The 21,370-nt window shown below is 66.5% G+C and carries 26 protein-coding genes; 21 read left to right on the top strand and 5 right to left on the bottom strand.

Annotation, left to right across the window (positions count from 1 at the left end; translation table 11 throughout):
- Positions 1–44: 44 nt before the first annotated feature.
- Positions 45–1,754 carry a glycerol-3-phosphate dehydrogenase/oxidase gene (locus tag RQG82_RS01805; protein ID WP_311257421.1) on the bottom strand — a complete coding sequence of 570 codons (1,710 nt, stop codon included), beginning with the start codon at positions 1,752–1,754 and terminating at the stop codon, positions 45–47.
- Positions 1,755–1,854: 100 nt separating this feature from the next.
- Between RQG82_RS01805 and RQG82_RS01800 the strand changes: the two genes are divergently transcribed.
- A complete protein-coding gene (locus RQG82_RS01800) occupies positions 1,855–2,826 on the top strand; it encodes a sugar-binding domain-containing protein (RefSeq protein ID WP_311257420.1) in 972 nt (323 codons plus the stop codon).
- Between the two features lie 3 nt (positions 2,827–2,829).
- On the opposite strand, the gene RQG82_RS01795 is transcribed toward RQG82_RS01800, so the two are convergent.
- Positions 2,830–3,981, bottom strand: a complete 1,152-nt coding sequence (locus RQG82_RS01795) for a glutamate--cysteine ligase (protein WP_311257419.1) — start codon at positions 3,979–3,981, stop codon at positions 2,830–2,832.
- A gap of 209 nt (positions 3,982–4,190) precedes the next feature.
- On the opposite strand from RQG82_RS01795, the gene rpsP reads away from it, so the two are divergent.
- From rpsP to trmD, 4 genes are read left to right on the top strand one after another with little or no spacing between them, the layout of a single operon-like run.
- The gene (gene rpsP / locus RQG82_RS01790; protein WP_311257418.1) at positions 4,191–4,610 is read left to right on the top strand and encodes a 30S ribosomal protein S16; all 420 of its coding nucleotides are present in this window, start codon (positions 4,191–4,193) and stop codon (positions 4,608–4,610) included.
- A 6-nt stretch (positions 4,611–4,616) separates the two neighbouring features.
- Positions 4,617–4,847: an RNA-binding protein gene (locus RQG82_RS01785; RefSeq protein WP_042541671.1), complete on the top strand. Its 231-nt coding sequence runs from the start codon at positions 4,617–4,619 to the stop codon at positions 4,845–4,847.
- Positions 4,840–5,451, top strand: coding sequence for a ribosome maturation factor RimM (rimM, locus tag RQG82_RS01780; RefSeq protein ID WP_311257417.1), 612 nt, complete (start codon positions 4,840–4,842; stop codon positions 5,449–5,451). Before RQG82_RS01785 ends, rimM begins: the two co-directional genes overlap by 8 nt.
- Positions 5,452–5,470: 19 nt before the next feature.
- On the top strand, positions 5,471–6,181 hold the full coding sequence (gene trmD, locus RQG82_RS01775; protein WP_311257416.1) for a tRNA (guanosine(37)-N1)-methyltransferase TrmD: 711 nt from the start codon (positions 5,471–5,473) through the stop codon (positions 6,179–6,181).
- On the opposite strand, the gene RQG82_RS01770 is transcribed toward trmD, so the two are convergent.
- Positions 6,178–6,771, bottom strand: coding sequence for a histidine phosphatase family protein (locus RQG82_RS01770; protein ID WP_311257415.1), 594 nt, complete (start codon positions 6,769–6,771; stop codon positions 6,178–6,180). The two genes, trmD and RQG82_RS01770, sit on opposite strands and share 4 nt — an antisense overlap.
- A 70-nt stretch (positions 6,772–6,841) precedes the next feature.
- On the opposite strand from RQG82_RS01770, the gene RQG82_RS01765 reads away from it, so the two are divergent.
- Positions 6,842–7,579 (top strand): class I SAM-dependent methyltransferase, encoded by a 738-nt coding sequence (locus RQG82_RS01765; protein ID WP_311257414.1) that lies wholly within the window; start codon positions 6,842–6,844, stop codon positions 7,577–7,579.
- A gap of 24 nt (positions 7,580–7,603) precedes the next feature.
- Here RQG82_RS01765 and map read toward each other — a convergent pair whose 3' ends face one another.
- On the bottom strand, positions 7,604–8,386 hold the full coding sequence (map, locus tag RQG82_RS01760; protein WP_311257413.1) for a type I methionyl aminopeptidase: 783 nt from the start codon (positions 8,384–8,386) through the stop codon (positions 7,604–7,606).
- A 121-nt stretch (positions 8,387–8,507) separates the two neighbouring features.
- Between map and RQG82_RS01755 the strand changes: the two genes are divergently transcribed.
- From RQG82_RS01755 to RQG82_RS01715, 9 genes are all read left to right on the top strand, one after another.
- The gene (locus tag RQG82_RS01755; RefSeq protein ID WP_311257412.1) at positions 8,508–8,996 is read left to right on the top strand and encodes an MFS transporter permease; all 489 of its coding nucleotides are present in this window, start codon (positions 8,508–8,510) and stop codon (positions 8,994–8,996) included.
- A 179-nt stretch (positions 8,997–9,175) separates the two neighbouring features.
- Positions 9,176–9,523 (top strand): 50S ribosomal protein L19, encoded by a 348-nt coding sequence (rplS, locus tag RQG82_RS01750; protein ID WP_042542128.1) that lies wholly within the window; start codon positions 9,176–9,178, stop codon positions 9,521–9,523.
- 118 nt (positions 9,524–9,641) lie between these two features.
- Entirely contained in the window at positions 9,642–10,376 is a 735-nt protein-coding gene (gene lepB, locus RQG82_RS01745) for a signal peptidase I (RefSeq protein ID WP_311257411.1), read from the top strand.
- On the top strand, positions 10,373–11,032 hold the full coding sequence (locus tag RQG82_RS01740) for a ribonuclease HII (RefSeq protein WP_311257410.1): 660 nt from the start codon (positions 10,373–10,375) through the stop codon (positions 11,030–11,032). Before lepB ends, RQG82_RS01740 begins: the two co-directional genes overlap by 4 nt.
- 47 nt (positions 11,033–11,079) lie before the next feature.
- Complete coding sequence (locus tag RQG82_RS01735) at positions 11,080–11,406, top strand: DUF2469 family protein (RefSeq protein ID WP_042541663.1); 327 nt, start codon at positions 11,080–11,082, stop codon at positions 11,404–11,406.
- A 102-nt stretch (positions 11,407–11,508) separates the two neighbouring features.
- On the top strand, positions 11,509–11,871 hold the full coding sequence (locus RQG82_RS01730) for a YraN family protein (protein ID WP_311257409.1): 363 nt from the start codon (positions 11,509–11,511) through the stop codon (positions 11,869–11,871).
- Positions 11,868–13,397 (top strand): YifB family Mg chelatase-like AAA ATPase, encoded by a 1,530-nt coding sequence (locus tag RQG82_RS01725; protein ID WP_311257408.1) that lies wholly within the window; start codon positions 11,868–11,870, stop codon positions 13,395–13,397. Before RQG82_RS01730 ends, RQG82_RS01725 begins: the two co-directional genes overlap by 4 nt.
- Positions 13,394–14,575 carry a DNA-processing protein DprA gene (gene dprA, locus RQG82_RS01720; RefSeq protein ID WP_311257407.1) on the top strand — a complete coding sequence of 394 codons (1,182 nt, stop codon included), beginning with the start codon at positions 13,394–13,396 and terminating at the stop codon, positions 14,573–14,575. The genes RQG82_RS01725 and dprA overlap by 4 nt, the downstream gene beginning before the upstream one ends.
- A gap of 35 nt (positions 14,576–14,610) precedes the next feature.
- Positions 14,611–15,513: a tyrosine-type recombinase/integrase gene (locus RQG82_RS01715; RefSeq protein ID WP_311257406.1), complete on the top strand. Its 903-nt coding sequence runs from the start codon at positions 14,611–14,613 to the stop codon at positions 15,511–15,513.
- Between the two features lie 19 nt (positions 15,514–15,532).
- Here RQG82_RS01715 and RQG82_RS01710 read toward each other — a convergent pair whose 3' ends face one another.
- Positions 15,533–16,060, bottom strand: coding sequence for a peptidoglycan DD-metalloendopeptidase family protein (locus tag RQG82_RS01710; RefSeq protein WP_311257405.1), 528 nt, complete (start codon positions 16,058–16,060; stop codon positions 15,533–15,535).
- A 305-nt stretch (positions 16,061–16,365) separates the two neighbouring features.
- On the opposite strand from RQG82_RS01710, the gene rpsB reads away from it, so the two are divergent.
- The 6 genes from rpsB (at position 16,366) to RQG82_RS01680 (ending at position 21,319) form a co-directional block, all read left to right on the top strand.
- Positions 16,366–17,289 (top strand): 30S ribosomal protein S2, encoded by a 924-nt coding sequence (gene rpsB, locus RQG82_RS01705; protein ID WP_311257404.1) that lies wholly within the window; start codon positions 16,366–16,368, stop codon positions 17,287–17,289.
- Between the two features lie 44 nt (positions 17,290–17,333).
- Positions 17,334–18,161 (top strand): translation elongation factor Ts, encoded by an 828-nt coding sequence (gene tsf / locus RQG82_RS01700; protein ID WP_311257403.1) that lies wholly within the window; start codon positions 17,334–17,336, stop codon positions 18,159–18,161.
- A gap of 91 nt (positions 18,162–18,252) precedes the next feature.
- The gene (gene pyrH, locus RQG82_RS01695; protein WP_042536766.1) at positions 18,253–18,969 is read left to right on the top strand and encodes a UMP kinase; all 717 of its coding nucleotides are present in this window, start codon (positions 18,253–18,255) and stop codon (positions 18,967–18,969) included.
- Between the two features lie 66 nt (positions 18,970–19,035).
- Positions 19,036–19,590: a ribosome recycling factor gene (frr, locus tag RQG82_RS01690; RefSeq protein ID WP_311257402.1), complete on the top strand. Its 555-nt coding sequence runs from the start codon at positions 19,036–19,038 to the stop codon at positions 19,588–19,590.
- Between the two features lie 5 nt (positions 19,591–19,595).
- The gene (locus tag RQG82_RS01685) at positions 19,596–20,735 is read left to right on the top strand and encodes a phosphatidate cytidylyltransferase (RefSeq protein ID WP_311257401.1); all 1,140 of its coding nucleotides are present in this window, start codon (positions 19,596–19,598) and stop codon (positions 20,733–20,735) included.
- Positions 20,735–21,319, top strand: coding sequence for a DivIVA domain-containing protein (locus tag RQG82_RS01680; protein WP_311257400.1), 585 nt, complete (start codon positions 20,735–20,737; stop codon positions 21,317–21,319). Before RQG82_RS01685 ends, RQG82_RS01680 begins: the two co-directional genes overlap by 1 nt.
- Positions 21,320–21,370 lie beyond the last annotated feature (51 nt).

The following is a 21,370-nucleotide window of genomic DNA, read 5'->3' as shown; positions in this document are numbered from 1 at the left end:
TGTTGGGATTTACGCCGCGTGGAGGGCGGCGTTCGGATCTCTCGTCAGCCGCGTGCGCGGGACGAGATCTGGAGTCCATGTCGATCGTTCAGCATCGTACGCGTCTGGTCGAGCTCGGCATCCTGACGTGCACGGTCCCAGTGGAGCAGAGGAGCCAGGGCTGCGGCAAGCTCTTCGAGCACATCCGCGTCGGCGTGACCGGTGAATGCGATGCTCGTGCGTCGCATGACGACATCCTGCAGGCGCGCGACCATCTCGTTCTCCACCATCCAGGCGAGCTCCCGAGTGGAGAGGTCGTCGCCGGCGAGAGGAGCGTCGTCACCCTGCTCGATGAACTCCCAGACCTGCGCCGCACGCGTTCCGTAGCGGGCGAGGAGGCGCTCGGCACGGTCACCGGCGCCAGGCAGGTTCTCCTGAATCCAGATCCGGCGAGCCTTCTCGGTTCGCGGGAAGTCGCGGCCTCCGCCGATGGCTCGGCCGGCGGTGGATACCGTGCGAGTGCGGCCGATGAGATCGAGCACCACGTCGGACAGCGACTCGCCGAGCGCGCGGAACGTCGTCCACTTGCCGCCCACGAGGCTCACGAGGGGCGCAGCGCCCTTGTCGTCGACCTCGATGCGGTAGTCGCGGGACACGAACCCGGGGGCCGTGTCCTCGTGGCGAGGAAGCGGACGGATGCCCGAGAAGTTGAAGACGATCTGCTCGCGCGTCACGTCGATCGTCGGGAACACGTGGTGGATCAGATCGAAGAAGTAGTCGATCTCCTCCTCCGTGCACACCGCAGCCTCGCGCGGGTCCGCGTCGATGTCCGTCGTTCCGACGAGCACGCGCCCCTTGAGCGGGTAGATCAGAACGATGCGTCCGTCCGAGTGCTCGAAGAAGATCTCGCGGCCACGCGTCGCCTCGAGAAGCTCGGGGTGATCGAGAACGATGTGCGAACCCTTGGTCCCGCCCATGAAGCGCGTGTCGTTGCCGAGCGCGTCGTTGGTGAGGTCCGTCCAGGGCCCGGATGCGTTCACGACCACGTCTGCGGTGACGGAGAACTCGATGCCGCTCTCACGATCGCGGAGGACGATCTTCTCGCCGTCGCGGGCGATGGCCTCGACATAGTTCAGTGCCACGGCACCGGGGTGAGCCGCGCGTCCGTCCTGCAGCACGTCGAGCGCCAGACGCTCCGGGTCGTGCATGGAGGCGTCGTAGTACGTGGCCGTGTACTTGATGTTCGGGTCGAGCGAGGGGAGCTCGGCGAGCGAGCGCTTGCGACCGAGGAAGCGGTGACGGGGCACCATGCCGCCGTCGCGCGAGAACGTGTCGTAGATCGTGAGCCCGACCTTGATGAGGAACGCTCCACGCTCCTGGGGCTTGCCGCTCTTGTGCGTGAGGAAGCGCAGGGGAGCGGACAGGATGCCCGAGAACGTCGAGTAGATCGGGATCGTGGTCTCGAGCGGCTTCACGTAGTGAGGCGCGATCTTGAGCAGGCCGTTTCGCTCCTCGACGGATTCACGGACGAGTCGGAACTCGCCGTTCTCGAGGTAGCGGATGCCGCCGTGGATCATGTGGCTCGATGCCGCGGAGGCGCCGGACGCGAAGTCTCCTCGCTCGACCAGCAGGACGTCGACGCCCTGCAATGCGAGGTCACGGAACGCGGAGATCCCGTTGATCCCGGCTCCGATGACAAGGACGCTCGTGCGTCCGGACTCACGGACGGCGCGGACTTCGGCGCGTTCCGGTGATGAGTGTGTCGACTCGATCATCTTCGACCCTTCTCTGTGCGTGCCCCCAGCTTCGACCCATGTGGCCGGCGCGCGCAAGCCCGCTGCACATATGTGCAAAGATCGAGGCGAGGAGGCCCTCATGACCCAGCCTGACGCGGGATCCCGCGATTCGAAGCTGATCGCCGCGCTCACAGCAGCGCAGCTCTACTACATGCAGGACAAGACGATGGAGGTGATCGCGCAGGAGTTGAAGACCTCGCGATCGTCCGTGTCCCGTCTGCTCAGCTTCGCCCGGGAGAGCGGGCTCGTCGACATCCGGATCAACTCTCCTCTGGAGCGATTGGGAATGCTCGAGCAGCGCATCAGAGACAGGTACCGCCTGGTCGCGCACGTCGTACCCATCCCCGAGATCGTCAGCGAGGTCGAGCGGCTCGAGCGCGTGGCGCTGACAGCGGGTCGGCTGCTGTCGCAGTTCGTCGACTCCAACATGATCGTGGGAGTCGCGTGGGGATCGACGATCAGCGCGGTGAGCCGAGGTCTCACCCAGAAGGAGACGCACAACACGACATTCGTGCAGCTGAACGGCGCAGGCAATACGCAGACGAGCGGCGTCGAGTACTCGAGCGACATCCTGCAGCGCTTCGGCAGTGCCTTCGGGGCGCAGGTGCAGCAGTTCCCCGTGCCGGCATTCTTCGACGACCCTTCGACGCGAGAGGCGATGTGGCGCGAGCGCAGCACACGGCGAGTGCTCGATCTGCAGTCGAAGATGGACATCGCGGTGTTCAGTCTCGGCTCTCCGGCCGCGGAGGTGCCCAGCCGTGTGTACGTCGGAGGGTATCTCGGGCGCGACGACTACCAGAGCCTCCGCGAAGACCACGCGATCGGCGACGTGGCGACGGTCTTCTTCCGCGCGGACGGTTCGTGGAGGGACATCCGCGTGAACGCGCGCGCCACCGGTCCGGGCCTCGACAGACTGCGAAGGGTGCCGAGGCGCGTCTGCGTCGTCTCGGGGGTGCCGAAGCTCGCAAGCCTTCGGGCCGCGATCGCCGCCGAGCTCATCACGGATGTGGTTCTCGATGAGGGGCTGGCGCGCCGCCTCGTCGAGGACTGACCTCTACGGCTCGTCGGTCGAGGATTCGGGGCCGGAACGGAACTCGCGGATCAGGTGCTGCACGACCGCTTGGAGGTCGCCGCCCGTCGCATTCGCGATCGTCAGCTGCCGTTCGTAGCTCGCGCCGTTCGTGAGAATCGTCTCGATGCTGCCGAACTCCCGCACGCAGCCGAGTTCGACCGCGACCGGCGCGAGCTCGTCGAGCACCTCGGACAGGTGCTCCCGCACGGGCCGCTGGGTCCCCGCGGAATCCACGATCACCTGAGCGTCGAGACCGTAGCGCGCCGCGCGCCACTTGTTCTCGCGGTGATACCAGGCCGGCATCTGGGCCAGAGTGCGACCTTCGTCGAGCTGCCGGGACAGATGTTCCACCAGGACCTGCACGAGGGCGGCCACCGCTGCGAGCTCCGGCAGGGTCGACAGACCGTCGCAAGCCCGCACTTCGATCGTTCCCCACCGCGGAGCCGGTCGAATGTCCCAGCGCACCTCGGTGGCATCGGCCATCACGCCGGTGCGCACCATGTCGTCGAGGTAGGCCTCGTAGTCGGACCAGTCGTTCAGGGGCCAGGGGAGTCCGGCAGTGGGCAGCTGCTGGAAGACGAGGGCGCGGTTGGACGCGTACCCGGTGCGCTCTCCCGCCCAGAACGGACTCGACGCGGCAAGCGCCTGCAGATGCGGGAGATAGGCCGCGAGGGCATTGATGATGGGGATCACCTTGCGCTGGTCCTCGACGCCGATGTGGACGTGGATTCCCCAGATCATCATGTTGCGGCCCCACCATTGGGTGCGCTCGATCAGGGTGTGGTAGCGGGTCTTGTCGGTCACTTCCTGCTGATACCACTGCGCGAATGGGTGACTGCCTGCGGAGAGCAGTTCGATGCCTGCCGGATCCGTCGCCGAGCGCACTGCCGAGATCGCGTTGGCGATGTCATCGACCGCGTGTGCCACCGAGTCACCGATGCCGCTGGTGACCTCGATGGTGTTGGTGAGCAGTTCACCCGTCACCGTGTGCCGTTCCTCGGCACTCTCGTGCTCGAGTGCCGACAGCAGCTCAGGGGCGCGGCCGACGAGATCACCGCTCACCGGATCGGCGAGCATGATCTCCCATTCGAGGCCTACTGTGGACCGGGCCGATGACGCGAAATCGAGCTTCACGAGCACAGTCTGACATGCAGTGCAGACGACACGGCAACCGCCGTGTCGCCCCGTTTCGCTCCTGGGCCGCGGATCTGGCAGAATAGAAGGTCGGACGACGTGCTCGACCCTCTATCCAGCACTCGTCCTCCCTATTTGAGCTTCCGCCGGGTGTGCACCCCACTCTCCAGGCGATCGGTTCGTTACCTTCCACACAATTCAGGAGAATCGTGGCTGTCAAGATTCGTCTCAAGCGCCTGGGCAAGATCCGTGCGCCGTATTACCGCATCGTCGTCGCCGACTCGAAGACCAAGCGCGATGGTCGCGTGATCGAGGAGATCGGCAAGTACCACCCCACCGAAGAGCCCTCGTTCATCGAGATCGACTCCGACCGTGCGCAGTACTGGCTGTCCGTCGGCGCTCAGCCGACCGAGCAGGTCGCAGCGCTGCTCAAGATCACGGGCGACTGGGGCAAGTTCAAGGGCGACAAGGACGCGAAGTCCACGCTCCGGGTCAAGGAGCCCAAGGCTCCCTTCGAGATCGACGCGTCCAAGAAGTCCGTCGTGAAGCCCAAGGTCGAGAAGAAGACCGAGGCTCCGGCCAAGGCCGACGCGGAGGCCGCTGAGGCTCCCGCCGCCGACGCCGAGTAATTCGTCGTGCTCGCCGCCGCGCTCGAACACATCGTCAAGGGGATCGTCGATCACCCCGAGGATGTCCGCATCAACGCTTCCACCTCGCCGAGAGGCGATCTCCTCGAGGTGCGCGTGCACCCCGACGACCGTGGACGCGTGATCGGGCGCGGCGGCCGCACCGCGAAAGCACTGCGTACGCTCATCTCCGCTCTTGCAGACGGGCGTCGCGTCCGTGTCGATGTCGCGGATGACTGACGTGGTGTCGACAGACCGCAACCAGGGCAAGAATCAGCTGCGCGTCGGGCGCCTCGTCAAGGCCCATGGTCTCAAGGGCGCTCTCAAGCTGGAGCTCTACACCGACAACCCCGAGCGTCGTTTCACTCCGGGGGCCGAGTTCACGTTGCAGGTGCCTGAGGCATCTCCGTGGCACGGCAAGACGGTCGTCGTTCGCGAATACCGGGTGATGAACGGCAACCCCGTCGTCTTCTTCAAGGACGTCGACGATCGTGAGGGTGCAGAGACCCTCGTCCGCGCGATCCTCTGGATCGATCAGGACAACGACGAGGTCGAGGACAACGCGTGGTTCGACCACCAGCTCGTCGGTCTCGACGTCGTCCGCGACGGAGTCGTGGTGGGCAAGGTCGCTCGAGTAGAGCACTTCCCGGCGCAGGATCTGCTCATCGTCAGGTCGGGCGACCAGGACATCATGGTGCCCTTCGTCGCAGCGATCGTCCCGACGGTCGACGTCGGTGCAGGGCGCGTCATCGTGACGCCGCCCACCGGACTCTTCGAAGAGCTTCCCGAAGCTTCCGAGGCGACGGAGGCGGGGGAGTCCTCGGACTCCGACGCCCCCGAGTGATCACGGGTACGGTCTGCCCGTGCGCATCGACGTCCTCTCCATCTTCCCGTCGTACTTCGACGGCCTGACGCTCTCGCTGCTCGGGAAGGCGCAGAGCGCCGGCATCCTCGACCTGCGTGTCCGAGACCTCCGGGACTGGACATCCGACCGTCACCGTACCGTGGACGACACCCCCTACGGGGGTGGAGCCGGGATGGTGATGAAGCCGGAGCCCTGGGGGCTCGCGCTCGACGAGCTCGCGTCGTCGGCTCCTTCCGCCGAGGGTCGGCCGCCGACGATCATCTTCCCCTCTCCCGCGGGGGAGGTCTTCACCCAGGCCACGGCTCGCGATCTCAGCACCCGCGACCACCTCATCTTCGGATGCGGTCGCTACGAGGGCATCGACGAGCGGGTGTTCGAATATGCGGCGTCGCTCGGCGAGGTGCGACTCATCAGTCTCGGCGACTACGTCCTCAACGGAGGAGAAGTCGCGACCATGGCGATGATCGAGGCGATCGGTCGCCTGATCCCCGGCGTCGTCGGCAACCCCGAGAGCCTGGTCGAGGAGTCCCACGAAGACGGGCTGCTGGAGTACCCGTCCTACACGAAGCCCTCGATGTGGCGAGAGCGGCCAGTGCCCGAGGTGCTGTTGAGCGGCAATCACGCCGTCATCGCCGCCTGGCGCCGCGATCAGCAGATCGAGCGCACACATCGCCGTCGCCCGGATCTGCTGCCGGACGACGAGAGCTAGAGCATCCGCTCCGTTCCGCGGTCGATCTCGAACACCACGTCTTGCGGGTGCCTCAGCGACAGCGCAGAGGCGGCGTCCAGGCCGCGGAGGTCTGCTCGCAGCAGCCGGCCGAGCATCTCATGACTCACCAGCAGCGGCGGTCCTGCCGATGCCCATCCGCACGATGACAGCGCTCGTCGCGCCCGTGCTCTCGCCTGTGCGTAGCTCTCGCCACCGGGGAACGCCCATCCGTAGCGATTCGAGGCACGGTCTTCGCGCGCGGTGGGGAATCGCTCGTCGACCTCCTGCCACGTGAGCCCGGCCACCTCGCCGTGATGCAGCTCTGCGAGCTCAGGAACTTCGACGAGCTCGGCGTCAAGGCGGTCCGCGATGATGACGGCGGTCCGGAGTGCGCGACCGAGAGGGCTCGAGCATACTGTCGTGATCCCGCGACCGGCCAGGCGCTCGGCGACGCTCTTCGCCTGCCGGATGCCGTCGGCGGTGAGCGGCGAGTCCAGCTGTCCCTGCAGCCGGTGCTCGAGGTTCCACTCGGTCTGCCCGTGCCGAACCAGGAACAGGTGCTCCGGCACGTGGCGATCCTGCGGAATCATGCACTCAGGATGCCATAGCCTGATCCTTCGGCAACCCGGTGTCGCTGTGGTCGACTGGTAGCGTCGCAACATGGTCAACGAAGCACCGGCGAAATCGTTCGAGCGAATCGGTGCGGACTATGACCGCTACCGGCCGGGCTTTCCGCGTCGTGCGGCCGAGCTTCTGATGCCCGCCCAGGTGGGCACGGCTCTCGACCTCGGCGCCGGTACGGGGAAGTTCACCGAACTGCTGGTCGACGGAGCGCAACGCGTGGTGGCAGTCGAGCCGTCGGAGCCGATGCTCGCCGTGCTGCGGGCGAAGCTTCCCCTCGTCGAGGCGCATGTCGGCAGCGCCGAGCAGATACCGCTGGAGTCCGGCAGTGTCGATGTCGTCGCCGTCGCGCAGGCGTTCCACTGGTTCGACCGGGAATCGGCCTGCGCGGAGATCGCTCGGGTGCTCGTCCCTAGGGGAACGCTCGGGCTGATCTGGAATCACTCCGATCCGACATGCGGGTGGGATCGAGCGGCGCATCGGATCGCGCACCCCGCGATGGCGGAGTCGGACGGTACGACGCGCAGTGCCGCAGACCAGCTCCCGGGGTTCCTCTTCGCGAGCTACGAGCAGATCCACTCGACGGAGCGGATTCGACGCGACGCCTACCTCGGTCGCTGGTCGACAGTGAGCACCTTCCTCGTCGCCGATGAGCTCGGGCGATCCGAGATGTTCGCCGCCATCGAGGCGGTGTTGGAGTCGGATCCCGAGACGCGGGGCCAGGACGAGTTCGACCTGCCGATCGTCACGGACGTGTTCGTCTACCGCCGCGCGTGAGAACGCCGAGCGACGTGGCCAGAGTCAGCGGACGCCGAGGAAAGACCTGTCGGTGAGCACGATCGGCCCGTCCGCCGTCACTGCGACGGTGTGCTCCGAATGTGCGCCCCTGGAACCGTCGACGCTCCGAAGCGTCCAGCCGTCCGGGTCGGTGACCAGCTCGTCCGTCGTCTCGAGCAGCCACGGCTCGAGGGCGAACACCAGGCCCTCGCGCAGCGGGAATCCGCGCCCGGCCCGACCGTCGTTGGGAACGTGCGGGTCACCGTGCATGATGCGCCCCACGCCGTGTCCGCCGAAATCGGTGTTGATCGAGTACCCCTCGCCGTGCGACACCGCAGCGATGGCCGCCGAGATGTCGCCGATCCGATTGCCGACGACCGCTGCGGCGATCGCCGCCTCGAGTGCGCGCTCCGTCGTGTCGATGATGCGAAGGTCTTCTTCGCGCGGGGTGCCCACCACGAATGAGAGGGCCGAGTCCGCCACCCAACCGTCCACAGACACCGCGAAGTCCAGTGAGACCAGGTCGCCGTCGCGAAGCGTGTAGTCATGGGGGAGCCCGTGGAGCACGGCGTCGTTGATCGACGTGCAGATCACCTTGCCGAACGGGCTGGCGCCGAAGGACGGGTGGTAGTCGATGTAGCACGACTCCGCGCCGGCTTTGCGGATCAGGTCGTGCGCTCGACGATCGATCGACAGCAGATTCGTGCCGACCTTCGTCTCGTCGCGCAGAGTTGCCAGGGTCTCAGCCACGAAGCGACCGGCGGCGCGCATCTCGTCGATCTCGGCAGGGGTGCGCAGTTCGATCATCGGGTGTCCTCTCGTCCACTCCATTCTCCCCGATCTCCCAGACGCAGGCGTTCGCGTAGAGACCTCGCGCTCACAGCGAACACCGGGACGATGTCGAGCACATCGTCGTACGATTTGAGACATGTGGTTGCGTCAGGCGTTCTTCCGGTGGCTGATTCCGGCCGCTTTCCTGCTGCCGCTCTGGCTGCTCGTGGGGTGGGGCGTCTTCCAGGGCGGGTGGGCGATCCTGTGGGTGCTGTTCATCGCCGTGCCCTCGGTCTTCGTCGGTCAGCTCCTCCTCACGCTCCTGACCCGATCCCGTCCGTCGGTGCGCGTCGAGCGGGCGGTCTCCTGGTGGGACGTCGGCGGCTTCACGCTCTGGCACGGGCTGACCATCGCCGTTGGATGCTTCATCGACGGCGCATTCGGCTGGCTGCTCGCGGCAGCGGTGGTCGTCGGCATCGGCCTGGTCTGGCTGCAGCTCTGGCAGCTGTGGAACGAGGTGAGGGGAAGCGGAGCGCGGATCCGCGAGACCATCGCGTGGTCCTCCGTGCCAGGCGTCGACGAGCCGACACCCGAGACCCGCGTGCACGAGGTCATCGTCGTCCGCGAGACGGACTCCCGGGACTGACGACGCGGCGCACCGCGTTTTGGCCGTGTGCGGCATCCATGGCAGAATGGGTGTTTGTGCCGTGACCGGTTCTGCCTCAGGGGAATCCACGGACGCTTCGGCTCCGTTCAGCACACACTTCTTCTTGTTCCTACTTACATCATGCAACCGACCTGAGGCGAGTGCAGAGAGAGACGATCATGCAGATCCTCGACGCCGTCGACGCAGCATCGCTGCGTTCAGACGTTCCCGTCTTCAACCCCGGTGACACGGTCAACGTACACGTGAACATCACCGAGGGCACCCGCTCGCGTATCCAGGTCTTCAAGGGCGTCGTAATCGGCCGCCAGGGCGACGGCGTGCGCGAGACCTTCACCGTTCGCAAGATCAGCTTCCAGGTGGGCGTCGAGCGTACGTTCCCGGTGCATTCCCCGGTGATCGACCACATCGAGGTCGTCACCCGTGGTGACGTGCGTCGCGCGAAGCTCTACTACCTCCGCCAGCTGCGGGGCAAGAAGGCGAAGATCAAGGAGAAGCGCGACAACTGACGCGCAGGTTCTCCACAGCACCCCGGGACACGATGTCCCGGGGTGCTGTGTTATCCCCGGGGTGTGCGACCCTTGATGATGCCGTCTCCGTGCGGTGCGAGACTGTGAAGGAACCCTCATGACGACTGACTCCGCCGCCGCGTCCACTCCACCGACGAAGCGGCGTCGCGGTTTCCTCGTGTTCCTGCGAGACGTCCTCGTGATCGTCGTCATCGCCGCACTCGTCTCCTTCGTCGTCAAGACTTTCGTCGTCCGCTCCTTCTACATTCCGTCGGCCTCGATGGAACGCACCCTCATGGTCAAAGATCGCATCCTCGTCGATGAGCTGACGCCCCGGTGGACTGCCTACGAACGCGGCGATGTCGTGGTCTTCAAGGATCCGGGCGGGTGGCTCGACGGACAGCCGCAGACTCCCGCTCGACCGCCTCTCATCGAAGCTTTCGACTGGATGCTCAACGTCATCGGCATCTCGGCCACCGACTCTCAGGATCACCTCGTCAAACGGGTGATCGGCCTGCCCGGCGACCACGTCGTCTGCTGCAACGCGCTCGGCCAGATCACGGTCAACGGCGCGCCCATCGACGAGCTCAGCTACCTGAATCTGCCGGACGGCGACACTGCGGCGTCTAACGATCCCTTCGACGTGGTGGTGCCGGAGGGCTCGCTATGGCTGCTGGGAGATAACCGCGACAGTTCGCGCGACTCGCGGGCGCATCAGGATCTTCCGAGCGGCGGGTTCGTGCCGATCGAGAACGTCGTCGGCAAGGCGTTCTTCACCACGTGGCCCTTCGACCGTATGGGCACTATCGACGGCCACCACGACAGCTTCAACGGCGTCCCGGATCCGGAATGACCGTCGTCGCTCCGAAGCTCACTCTGGAGCGCAGGCTGCTGAGCGAGTGCGATCTCCTCATTTCTCTCGATGAGGTCGGACGCGGTGCTCTTGCCGGGCCGGTGGCGGTCGGAGCTGCGGTGATGGATGCGGCTGGCGCGCGCCGCCGCGTGCCCGAAGGACTCCGGGATTCGAAGCTCGTCACCGAGAAGCGTCGGCCGGACGTCGCCGCGAGGGCCGCGGCGTGGGTGCAGGCGTCGGGAGTCGGCTGGGCGAGTGCGGCCGAGGTCGACGAGGTGGGCATCATGCGGGCGCTCGGGCTCGCGGCGTCTCGCGCCGTGCAGACCGTGGTGGATTCGGGAGTGACCCTCGACGGAGCGCTCGTGCTGCTCGACGGCAATCACGACTACGTCTCGCCGGTGCATCCGGTTCCGCTACGAGTCCGGCCGGTCGTCAAGGGCGACCGTGACTGCGCGTCGGTCTCGGCGGCATCGGTGATCGCGAAGGTGGCCAGAGACACCTACATGGCCGAGCTCCACCAAGGTCACCCCGCGTATCAATGGGACAGGAACAAGGGATACGCGAGCCTCGAGCATCGCGATGCGATCAAGAGCCACGGGCTCTCCCCGCACCATCGATCGTCCTGGGCGATCGCAGATGTCCCGACTCTGTTCTGAGTCTGCGTGCGGCATCGCAGTGTCGCCGACTCTAGGATGGAGGGATCATGGATGAGGAAGCCTTCGACGATTACGACCGCGAGCTCGAGCTCGCGCTGTTCCGCGAATACCGCGACGTCGTCGCACAGTTCCAGTATGTGGTCGAGACCGAACGGCGGTTCTACCTCGCCAATGAGGTGAACGTCGTACGCCGTGACACCGAGCACGACTTCTACTTCGAGATCTCGATGAGTGACGTCTGGGTGTGGGACATCTATCGTGCCGACCGGTTCGTGAAGGCCGTGCGGGTCCTGACGTTCAAGGACGTCAATGTCGAAGAGCTTCAGCGCCGCGAGTTCGAACTGCCACAGGAGCTGTCGCTCGACGGGGAGTGACCTCTTCTGCACGGTTCGGGTTCTTGACGGGCTGTCCCGAGGGCCCGGCGCTTCGTCTCATCCGGAACGCTTATCGTCGAGGTCGATCGACAGGCTGTCACCATGGCAGCGAAAGACGAGCTCGGTAGATCCGGTGAAGAACAGGCGGTTCGATACCTGACCGGTATCGGATATGAGGTACTCGACCGCAACTGGCGATGTGCACAGGGCGAGATCGACATCGTCGCCATCCGCGGCCGCCATCTGGCAGTCGTAGAGGTCAAGACGAGACGGACGATCGCTCACGGGCACCCGTTCGAAGCGGTGGACGCCCGCAAGGTCCGCCGTCTATGGCAGCTTGCCCATGCGTGGGCCGCCGATCATCCAGACCTGGCCGGCGGGCTCATCATCCGGATCGACGCGATCGGGATCATCGGCGCGGACCCGCAGCACAGCACCCTCGAACATCTCGTGGACGTGTCGTGAAGACGGCCCGCACCTGGGCGGTCGCGCTCACCGGGGTCGATGGACACATGGTCGAGGTCGAAGCGGACATCTCGAATCAGACACCCGAGTTCAAGATCATCGGGCTGCCCGACAAATCACTCGGGGAAGCGGTTCAGCGGGTGCACAACGCGTGCAAGAACACGGCGCTCGATCTGCCACGTCGCCGACTGACGGTCAATCTCTCTCCCGCGAGCCTCCCCAAACAGGGCGCCGGTTTCGACCTCAGCATCGCCGTCGCTGCTCTGGCGGCCGGGGGAGCGCTGTCGAGTCGGTCCATCGCGCGCGTTGTGCATCTCGGTGAGCTCGGGCTCGACGGTCGACTCCGGCCCGTTCCCGGGGTGTTGCCGTCCGTGTTCGCTGCCGCGCGAGCGGGGTTCGACACCGTGATCGTTCCGTGGGGCAACGAGGCAGAGGCGAGACTCGTGCCGGGCATCGAGATCCGCGCCGCGGCGAGCCTCTCACAGGTGGCTGTCTGGCACGGCGCGGAGGTCGACGTGCTCGATGCTGATCCGGTCGCGCCGGCGGCGGTCGCACGCGAGCGCACAGAGGAGCTGGATCTCGCCGACGTCGTGGGGCAGGAGGAGGCCGTGCGCGCGCTGATCGTCGCCGCGGCGGGAGGCCACCACATGCTGCTCAGCGGCCCGCCGGGGGCAGGCAAGACGATGCTCGCACGAAGGCTGCCTGGCATCCTTCCGAGTCTCACCGAAGACGAAGCGCTCGAGGTCGCGTCGATCCGCTCGCTCACGGGGGAATCGGTGCGGTCTCTCGACGTCGTGCCTCCGCTCGAGTCGCCGCACCACAGTGCTTCCGTCGCGGCGCTCGTCGGAGGCGGAACGAGGTCTGTTCGCCCCGGCGCGATCTCGCGGGCGCACAGGGGCGTGCTCTTCCTCGACGAAGCGGCAGAATTCTCGAGAGTGGCGCTCGACGCGCTGCGGCAGCCGCTCGAGTCGGGTGTGATCGAAGTGAGCCGATCGGGGATCACAGCGCTCTTCCCGGCGAGGTTCCAGCTGCTCGTGGCGCTCAATCCTTGTCCGTGCGGCAACTACGGGGTGCGCGGCGCGGAGTGCGCGTGCCCGTCGTTGGCGATCAGGAGGTACTCGACGAGGCTTTCGGGTCCGCTGCGAGACCGCATAGATGTGGAGCTGCACGTCTCTCGGGTGTCCGCCTCGCAGGCGATGGTCGGAGACCGCACCGGGATGACGAGCGAGGTCGCTCGCGCGCAAGTCGTCGAGGCGCGGGAGCGAGCTGTCGCTCGATGGCGTGGAACCCCATGGCGTCGCAACAGCGATGTGCCCGGGGCCCGGCTGAGACAGCTCGATCTGCGAATTCCCGGTGATGCGAGAGCGCCGCTGGACCGGGCTCTCGAGCGGGGGACGCTCACTTTACGCGGCTACGACAGGGTGCTGCGGCTGGCATGGACCATGGCTGATCTCGCCGGGGCCGACAAGCCAGGACGCGATGAGGTGGGCCAGGCGCTGTTTCTCAAGAGGGGATACGCATCATGATCGAATCGCTCACCGGTGACGCTGCGGTTCGAGCGGCGCTCGAACAGATCAGGCCGTCAGGAGACGCAGAGGAGGCACTCGCACGAGTGTCATGGTCGGTCCTCGCCGAGCCGGGCGATGGCGTGGCCGGGGCTCTCATCGAAGAGTGCGGCGCATCGGGCGCACTCAGGTTCGCATTGGGCACCGGGAGGGCCCCGAGCTCAGAAGTCGGCAGTCGGGCTCTCGCCGACGGGCGGGCCCGGTGGAAGACCCGAGCCGACGCGCGCAGCGTGGTCGATGCTCTTCGTGGCGCCAGGGATGTCGGAGCTCGACTGCTGCTGCCTGGGGATGCCCTCTGGCCGAGTGCGCTCGACGACCTCGGGGTGCACGCCCCGACCGTGCTCTGGGTGCGTGGAGACCCGGGGCTGCTGAGCGCGGTGCCCCGAGTCGCGATCGTCGGCGCCCGGGCGGCGAGCGGATACGGCGAGATGCTCGCGGGTGACTTCGCGGGCGAGCTGGCCTCAGGCGGCGCGGTCGTCGTGTCCGGGGGAGCATATGGTATCGACGGTGCGGCTCATCGCGCCGCACTCGGCGTCGGCGGAAAGACGATCGCCTTCCTCGCCGGCGGGGTGGATCGAGCGTATCCCCAAGGGCACCAGCAACTGCTTCGACGGATCGTCGAGACCGGCGCCGTGGCGAGTGAGGTCCCCTGCGGCACCGCGCCGACGAAATGGCGATTCCTGTCGCGCAACAGGCTCATCGCTGCACTGAGCGATGCGACGGTGGTGGTGGAGGCAGGGTGGCGAAGCGGATCGCTGAACACGGCCGGTCACGCAGCCGCGCTCGGTCGACCGCTCGGCGCAGTGCCCGGGCCGGTGACATCCGCATCGTCGGCCGGCTGTCATCGGCTCCTGCGTGAGTACGACGCGAGGTGCGTCACCACGACGGCCGAGATACGCGAGCTCTGGGGCGACGGACCGGCAGGGGAGTTGCCCGGCCAAGGGGCGGATCCGGATCAGTCTCGGGTGCTCGATGCCATGAGCAGTCGCGCCCCGCGAGCCGTTCTCGAGGTGTCTCGAAGGTCGGGACTCGCACCCGAGAGAATCAGCGCGTTGCTCGGATTGCTCGAGCTCGACGGAGCGGTGCGGCGGGTCGACGGGGGATGGCAGCGGATACGAGATGGCGAGCGGCGCGGCTGACCCGTCGGTGATCCGTGCTCCTGCACACTTGATCCATGGAGTTCGCGGCGGCCGCAGATGCCTTCACCGACCACCTCGCCCGGGTGCGTCGGCTCTCTTCGGCCACCGTGCGCGCCTACCGATCAGACCTGCGGGATCTCGCCGAGAGCGTCGGAGAGCTCGAGCTCGACCAGGTCACCCTGGAGACACTCCGCGACTGGCTCTGGCGGGCGACTCAGCGCGGTGACGCGCGGTCGACGCTCGCACGGCGGGCGGCGGCGGCGCGGTCGTTCTTCAGCTGGGCTCAGGAGCAGCAACTCGTCGATCACGATCCGAGCCTGCGTTTGGTAGCTCCCAAGCGGGGGAGAACCCTCCCCACCATCGCGTCTCAGGATGCGATGACGACCTTGCTCGACGCGCAACGCCTGGCCGCCTCCGCCGGTGATCCGGTTGCGCTCCGCGACCACGCGATTCTCGAACTGCTATACGGCGCCGGCATCCGTGTCTCCGAGCTGTGCGGACTCGATGTCGACGACCTCGACCTCGACCGGGGCACTGCACGCGTGCTGGGAAAGGGATCGAAGGAGCGCGTGGTGCCTTATGGGGTTCCTGCTCGCGACGCCACCGGTGCGTACCTGTCTCGAGGGCGTGGCGCACTCACGGCCCGTACAGGGCGGTCGTCTCCCGCTCTGTTCCTCGGCAGCCGTGGTGCACGGATCGGACCGCGCGCGGTGTACTCACTCGTCGCCGAGGTGCTCGCGCCCTTCGTCGGCGCAGACACCGTCGGCCCCCATGCGCTCAGGCACACCGCCGCGACTCATCTTCTGGACGGCGGAGCTGACCTGCGCGCGGTACAGGAGATCCTCGGTCATGCCAGCCTCGGCACGACCCAGATCTACACTCACGTCTCCGCTGAGCGTCTCACTGCGACGTATCGTCTCGCGCACCCCCGCGCATGAGGCGTTGACGTCACGCGCATCACTGCCCACCGCAGCAGGGGAGGAGCACCGCTCGCGGCACCGGGCCGAAGAGCAGCATCGGGTTGATGTACGCCCCATTGAGCCGAACCCCCAGATGCAGCGCGCCGAGCGGGGCATGACCGCCCGCCGCGACCGTGCCGATCTCGTCTCCGGCCGAGACGGTGTCACCCGGGGCGAGTGCGGAGGACACGGGCTCGAACGTCGACACATAGCCGCCGGCGTGCGCGATCGTGATCAGAGGCCTGTCGACGACTGTGCCTCGGAACGCGATCGTCCCATCGGCCGGTGCTCGGACGATCACGCCCTGCGCCGTCGCGAGGTCGATGCCTCGATGGCCGGCGCCGAACTCGTGCGCCGGGGCGCGATACGGCGACGCGACCGCGCGGGGCGCATCGATCGACCATCGCCAGAGCGGATCTGTCGCGCCGTCTGATGATGACGCTCTCGCGCTCGTCGGGATCGGCAGTGCGAGAGCGACGATGACCAGCAGACGGAGGGTGATCTTCGCGCGTGTGCGGGTGCTCATGGAGCAATGGTCCATCGGGTCTGGTGATGGCGCAGCGATGGACGGGCGCCTGCGCAGATCGTGTGCAGAATGCCCGAAACGGGTGTCATGTGCAGGGTGAGTGCAGCCCCGGCATCCTGTATGCTGGGGGAGCACCTCGATCTCGGGGTGACTACGCGTGCCCAAAGCGACTTCAGTCGTGGCATCCACTCCCACAGGTCCTGTTTTCACTCAGGCGGGAGTGCGCCGGGCACCAGGAAGTCCGATCATCCGATCGACTTGGCAACCTCAAGGGCGCAGATCCGCGCCAGAACAAGGAGACGACCATGGCTGTGGTCACCATCCGCCAGCTGCTCGACAGCGGCGTGCACTTCGGACACCAGACCCGTCGGTGGAACCCGAAGGTCAAGCGCTTCATCCTCACCGAGCGCAGCGGCATCCACATCATCGACCTGCAGCAGTCGCTCGGGTACATCGACAAGGCCTACGACTTCGTCAAGGAGACCGTCGCGCACGGCGGCACCATCCTCTTCGTCGGCACCAAGAAGCAGGCGCAGGAGATCCTCGCCGAGCAGGCGACCCGCGTGGGTCAGCCCTACGTCAACCAGCGCTGGCTCGGTGGGCTTCTCACGAACTTCCAGACGATCGCGAAGCGTCTCGCCCGCATGAAGGAGCTCGAGGAGCTCGACTACGAGAACCCGTCCGCTTCGGGCTTCACGAAGAAGGAACTCCTCCTCAAGAAGCGCGAGCTCGACAAGCTGCACAAGTCGCTCGGTGGTATCCGCAACCTCACCAAGACGCCGTCCGCCCTCTGGGTCGTCGACGCCAAGCGTGAGCACCTCGCCATCGATGAGGCGAAGAAGCTCGGCATCCCGGTGATCGGAATCCTCGACACCAACGCCGACCCCGACGACTTCCAGTACCCGATCCCCGGCAACGACGACGCGATCCGCTCGGTCTCGCTGCTCACCCGCATCATCGCGGACGCAGCAGCCGAGGGCCTTCAGCAGAAGCACAACCCCGAGACGGGCGACGCTGAGCCGCTCGCCGATTGGGAGAAGGAGCTTCTCGAGACTCCGGCTGACGCCGCTGCTGAGGCTCCGGCCGAGGACGCCGCTGCTGAGGCTCCGGCTGAGGACGCCGCTGCCGAGGCTCCGGCCGAGGACGCCGCTGCTGAGGCTCCGGCCGAGACCGACGAGGCTCCCGCAGCAGAGGCCACCGAGGCCCCCGCTGAGGCAGACGCCAAGTAATTCCGCGACCACCACACACATCACGAAGCAAGGAGCCACCACACATGGCCAACTTCACCATCGCCGATCTCAAGGCGCTCCGTGAGCAGCTCGGCACGGGAATGGTCGACACCAAGAAGGCGCTCGAGGAGGCTGACGGCAACGTCGAGAAGGCCACCGAGATCCTGCGTCTCAAGGGTGCCAAGGGCAACGCGAAGCGCGCTGACCGCTCCACCAGCGAGGGCCTCATCGTCGCTCGCGAGCAGGACGGCGCTGTGACGCTGATCGAGCTCGCCTGCGAGACGGACTTCGTCGCGAAGAACGAGCGCTTCATCGCGCTGGCCGACAAGGTCGCCGACGCTGTCGCAGCCGTCAAGGCCGATTCGGTCGAGGCTGCTCTCGCCGCCCAGGCGGGCGACAAGAGCGTCGAGCAGGTCATCTCGGAAGAGGCCGCGATCATCGGCGAGAAGGTCGAGCTGCGTCGCGTTCGCACGATCTCGGGCGACAAGGTCGAGGTCTACCTGCACCGCACGAGCAAGGACCTGCCGCCGCAGATCGGTGTCGTCGTCGCCTACACGGGTGATGACGCCGAGACCGCTCGCAGCATCGCGCAGCACATCTCGTTCGCGAACCCGTCGTACCTCTCCCGTGAAGACGTTCCGTCCGACGCCGTGGAGAAGGAGCGCCAGATCGTGACCGAGATCTCTCGCAACGAGGGCAAGCCGGAGGCGGCGCTGCCCAAGATCGTCGAGGGCCGCGTCTCCGCGTTCATCAAGCAGGTCGCCCTGCTCGAGCAGGACTACGCGAAGGACAGCAAGCTGTCCGTCGCCCAGGTGGCGAAGGACGCCGGTATCACCGTGACGGACTTCGCGCGCTTCAAGGTCGGCGCGTAACACCGTCGAAGGGGTTCGGATTAACGCGATCCGAACCCCTTCTTCATGCCCAGAAGGCACTATCTTGAATCGGGACGAGAGGATCACACCCATGACCGAACGCACAGGACGCCGTCGCGTCCTTCTGAAGCTCTCCGGTGAGGCGTTCGGCGCCGGCCAGCTCGGCGTCAACCCCGACATCGTCAGTCAGATCGCGCGCGACATCGCCGCGGCAGTCGATCGGGTCGAGGTCGCCATCGTCGTCGGCGGTGGCAACTTCTTCCGCGGAGCGGAGCTCAGCCAGCGAGGGATGGACCGCGGACGAGCCGACTACATGGGAATGCTCGGCACGGTCATGAACGCGCTCGCCCTGCAGGACTTCCTCGAGCAGGCAGGTGCGCCCACACGCGTGCAGTCGGCCATCTCGATGACTCAGGTCGCTGAGCCGTACATTCCGCTTCGTGCCGAGCGGCACATGGAGAAGGGCCGCGTCGTCATCTTCGGCGCAGGTGCCGGCCTGCCGTACTTCTCCACCGATACGGTCGCCGCACAGCGCGCCCTCGAGATCGGCGCGCAGGAAGTCCTCGTCGCCAAGAACGGCGTAGACGCGATCTATACCGCCGACCCGAACAAGCATGCCGATGCGGAGCGCATCGAGCGCGTCACGTATCGCGATGCGCTTCAGCGCGGGCTCAAGGTGGTCGATTCCACCGCGTTCAGTCTCTGCATGGACAACAACATGGACATGCGCGTGTTCGGCATGGAACCAGCCGGCAATGTCACGCGTGCGCTCCTGGGAGAGCCGATCGGCACTCTCGTCACCGCCTGAGCGCCTGCCGGTGCTCACGGGCCTTGCCCGATAGAATTTCAGAACACCCCGACGATAGGAGTCACCGTGATCGCGGATGTCCTCGCTGAAACCACCTCCCGTATGGCACGAGCGGTCGAGGCCGCCAAGGAGGACTTCTCCACGGTGCGCACCGGCCGCGCCAACCCGCAGCTGTTCCAGAAGGTGCTCGTCGACTACTACGGCACGCCCACTCCGCTCGCTCAGCTCGCCTCGCTGGCGAACCAGGAAGCGCGCACGCTCATCATCACGCCCTACGACAAGACCGCTCTGAAGGGTATCGAGCAGGCTATTCGGGACATGCCGAACCTCGGCGCGAACCCCACGAACGACGGCAACCTCGTTCGCGTGACCATGCCGGAGCTCACGGCTGAGCGTCGCAAGGAGTATGTCAAGCTCGTCAAGACCAAGGCCGAGGACGCCAAGGTGCACGTGCGCGGCATCCGTCGCAAGGCGAAGGACGAACTCGACGGCCTCAAGAGCGACCTCGGCGAAGACGAGATCGCCCGTGCAGAGAAGGAACTCGACGCCCTCACGCGCCAGCACGTCGATCTCATCGACGACGCACTCAAGCGCAAAGAGGCTGAACTCCTCGAGGTATAGGCGGCATGTCCGACGAACCCACTGACGACGGCAGCGACAAGCCGCAGACGCGCCGCGAGGCGCGCGACTCGTCGACCTCGACCGGCGCCATCCCGCTGGTCGACGGCGCCTTCGCGGCGTTCGACGCGACGAGTATCCCGCTTCGTCCGCCACTCCCTGGCGACGAGCGTGCGATGACGGAGTCCCGTCTGGACACGGGTGAGCACAATGCCATCAAAGAGCAGTGGCGGGCGAAGCGCGACGAGTTCGGCACGCATGTCACGCATGCTCGAGGTCAGCTCGACCAGGCGAACGAGCGAATCAAGGAGCGCACAGGGCGCGACCTGATCCTGGCGACCCTGATCGGGCTCGCGTTCGGCGCTGCGCTGCTCGCCTCGCTGTTGTTCATCAAGGTCCTCTTCGTGCCGTTCGCGCTGGCCGCGGCGCTGCTCGGTGTCTACGAGCTCTCACTGGCGTTGCGTGCATCGGGTCGGCGGATCGACGTGATCCCTCAGTTCATCGCTGCCACTCTGCTCGTGCTGTCCGCGTTCTTCCTCGACCTGTGGTTCGTCTGGGTCATGCTGTTCTTCGCCGTCGCATTCGTGATCGTCTGGCGGCTCATCGCCCAGATGATCGCCAAAGACGGCAGAACCTACGGCGATGTGCTGACGGACGCGGTCATCGGCGGGTTCGTTCAGATCTACGTGCCGTTCCTCGCAGCTGTCGCGCTGATCCTGCTCAAGCAGGAGGGCGGCCAGTGGTGGGTACTGAGCTTCATCGCGATCGCCGTGGTCGCCGACACCGGTGCATACGCTGCCGGGCTCGCGTTCGGGCGGCACCCCATGGCACCGAAGATCAGCCCGAAGAAGACCTGGGAGGGATTCGGCGGAGCTGTGGTGGGGTCGATCACGGCCGGTGTGCTCCTCGCGATCTTCCTGCTCGAGCTGCCGTGGTGGACCGGTGTGATCTTCGGCATCGCGATCCTCCTGTCCGCGACGCTGGGCGATCTCGGCGAGTCCATGCTCAAGCGTGATCTCGGGATCAAGGACATGAGCTCCTGGCTCCCTGGGCACGGAGGTCTTCTCGACCGACTCGACAGCATCCTGCCGTCGACGATTCCCGCGCTGTGCCTGTATTTCCTCTTCTCCTCCTGGGTGGTGCTGTGATGGTCTCCGACGACGTACAGACAGCGGACGCTGCCGAGCAGGCGCCGCCCGCGTTCTCATTGACCACGGGGCGGGTGCGCGGCTATCACCGCGCCGCGGTCGACACCTTCCTTGCGGCCGCCAGGGCGGCATTCGAAGGAGACGCCGGCGACCTCAGTGCAGCCGACGTCCGTGTGGCATCCTTCCCGCTCGTCAAGAACGGATATGTCGTGGCCGAGGTCGACGCCGCACTCGGGCGGGTGGAGGATGCGCTGGCGGCTCGTGCGCGCGACCGGGTCGTCCGAGCGCAGGGAGCCGGGGCGTGGGTGGAGCAGGCTCGAGATGACGCCCAGGTCATCCTCGACCACCTCGCGCGTCCGAAGCGGCAGCGTTTCGCACGCACGGGCGTTCTCACGTTCGGCTACCGGATCGACGAGGTCGACCACGTCGGCACCCGGATCGCCCGTTATCTGCGGGATGGCGAGCCGCTGACTGCCGAGCAGCTGCGCTCGGCGGCGTTCCGCATGCAGCGCGGGGGATACCGAGAAGAGCAGGTCGACGCATTGCTCGACGCGACCGTCGACGTGATCCTGGCTGTTCGCTGAGCGTTCCGATGGCCGACTCGCGCCTCACCGGGTAGACTGCCACACATCGTG

The sequence above is a fragment of the Microbacterium sp. WCS2018Hpa-9 genome (assembly GCF_031843745.1).
Lineage (GTDB): Bacteria > Actinomycetota > Actinomycetes > Actinomycetales > Microbacteriaceae > Microbacterium.
Note: the sequence above shows the minus strand (reverse complement) of the source record. Positions and strands in the feature narration are given on the sequence as shown.

Bases quoted from the DNA above. Each gene is read 5' to 3' on its own strand.
- RQG82_RS01805 (WP_311257421.1), bottom strand. From the start codon at position 1,754: ATGATCGAGTCGACACACTCATCACCGGAACGCGCCGAAGTCCGCGCC.
- RQG82_RS01800 (WP_311257420.1), top strand. From the start codon at position 1,855: ATGACCCAGCCTGACGCGGGATCCCGCGATTCGAAGCTGATCGCCGCG.
- rimM (WP_311257417.1), top strand. From the start codon at position 4,840: ATGACTGACGTGGTGTCGACAGACCGCAACCAGGGCAAGAATCAGCTG.
- RQG82_RS01770 (WP_311257415.1), bottom strand. From the start codon at position 6,771: ATGATTCCGCAGGATCGCCACGTGCCGGAGCACCTGTTCCTGGTTCGG.
- RQG82_RS01765 (WP_311257414.1), top strand. From the start codon at position 6,842: ATGGTCAACGAAGCACCGGCGAAATCGTTCGAGCGAATCGGTGCGGAC.
- map (WP_311257413.1), bottom strand. From the start codon at position 8,386: ATGATCGAACTGCGCACCCCTGCCGAGATCGACGAGATGCGCGCCGCC.
- RQG82_RS01755 (WP_311257412.1), top strand. From the start codon at position 8,508: ATGTGGTTGCGTCAGGCGTTCTTCCGGTGGCTGATTCCGGCCGCTTTC.
- rplS (WP_042542128.1), top strand. From the start codon at position 9,176: ATGCAGATCCTCGACGCCGTCGACGCAGCATCGCTGCGTTCAGACGTT.
- lepB (WP_311257411.1), top strand. From the start codon at position 9,642: ATGACGACTGACTCCGCCGCCGCGTCCACTCCACCGACGAAGCGGCGT.
- RQG82_RS01740 (WP_311257410.1), top strand. From the start codon at position 10,373: ATGACCGTCGTCGCTCCGAAGCTCACTCTGGAGCGCAGGCTGCTGAGC.
- RQG82_RS01735 (WP_042541663.1), top strand. From the start codon at position 11,080: ATGGATGAGGAAGCCTTCGACGATTACGACCGCGAGCTCGAGCTCGCG.
- RQG82_RS01730 (WP_311257409.1), top strand. From the start codon at position 11,509: ATGGCAGCGAAAGACGAGCTCGGTAGATCCGGTGAAGAACAGGCGGTT.
- dprA (WP_311257407.1), top strand. From the start codon at position 13,394: ATGATCGAATCGCTCACCGGTGACGCTGCGGTTCGAGCGGCGCTCGAA.
- RQG82_RS01715 (WP_311257406.1), top strand. From the start codon at position 14,611: ATGGAGTTCGCGGCGGCCGCAGATGCCTTCACCGACCACCTCGCCCGG.
- RQG82_RS01710 (WP_311257405.1), bottom strand. From the start codon at position 16,060: ATGAGCACCCGCACACGCGCGAAGATCACCCTCCGTCTGCTGGTCATC.
- rpsB (WP_311257404.1), top strand. From the start codon at position 16,366: ATGGCTGTGGTCACCATCCGCCAGCTGCTCGACAGCGGCGTGCACTTC.
- tsf (WP_311257403.1), top strand. From the start codon at position 17,334: ATGGCCAACTTCACCATCGCCGATCTCAAGGCGCTCCGTGAGCAGCTC.
- pyrH (WP_042536766.1), top strand. From the start codon at position 18,253: ATGACCGAACGCACAGGACGCCGTCGCGTCCTTCTGAAGCTCTCCGGT.
- RQG82_RS01685 (WP_311257401.1), top strand. From the start codon at position 19,596: ATGTCCGACGAACCCACTGACGACGGCAGCGACAAGCCGCAGACGCGC.
- RQG82_RS01680 (WP_311257400.1), top strand. From the start codon at position 20,735: ATGGTCTCCGACGACGTACAGACAGCGGACGCTGCCGAGCAGGCGCCG.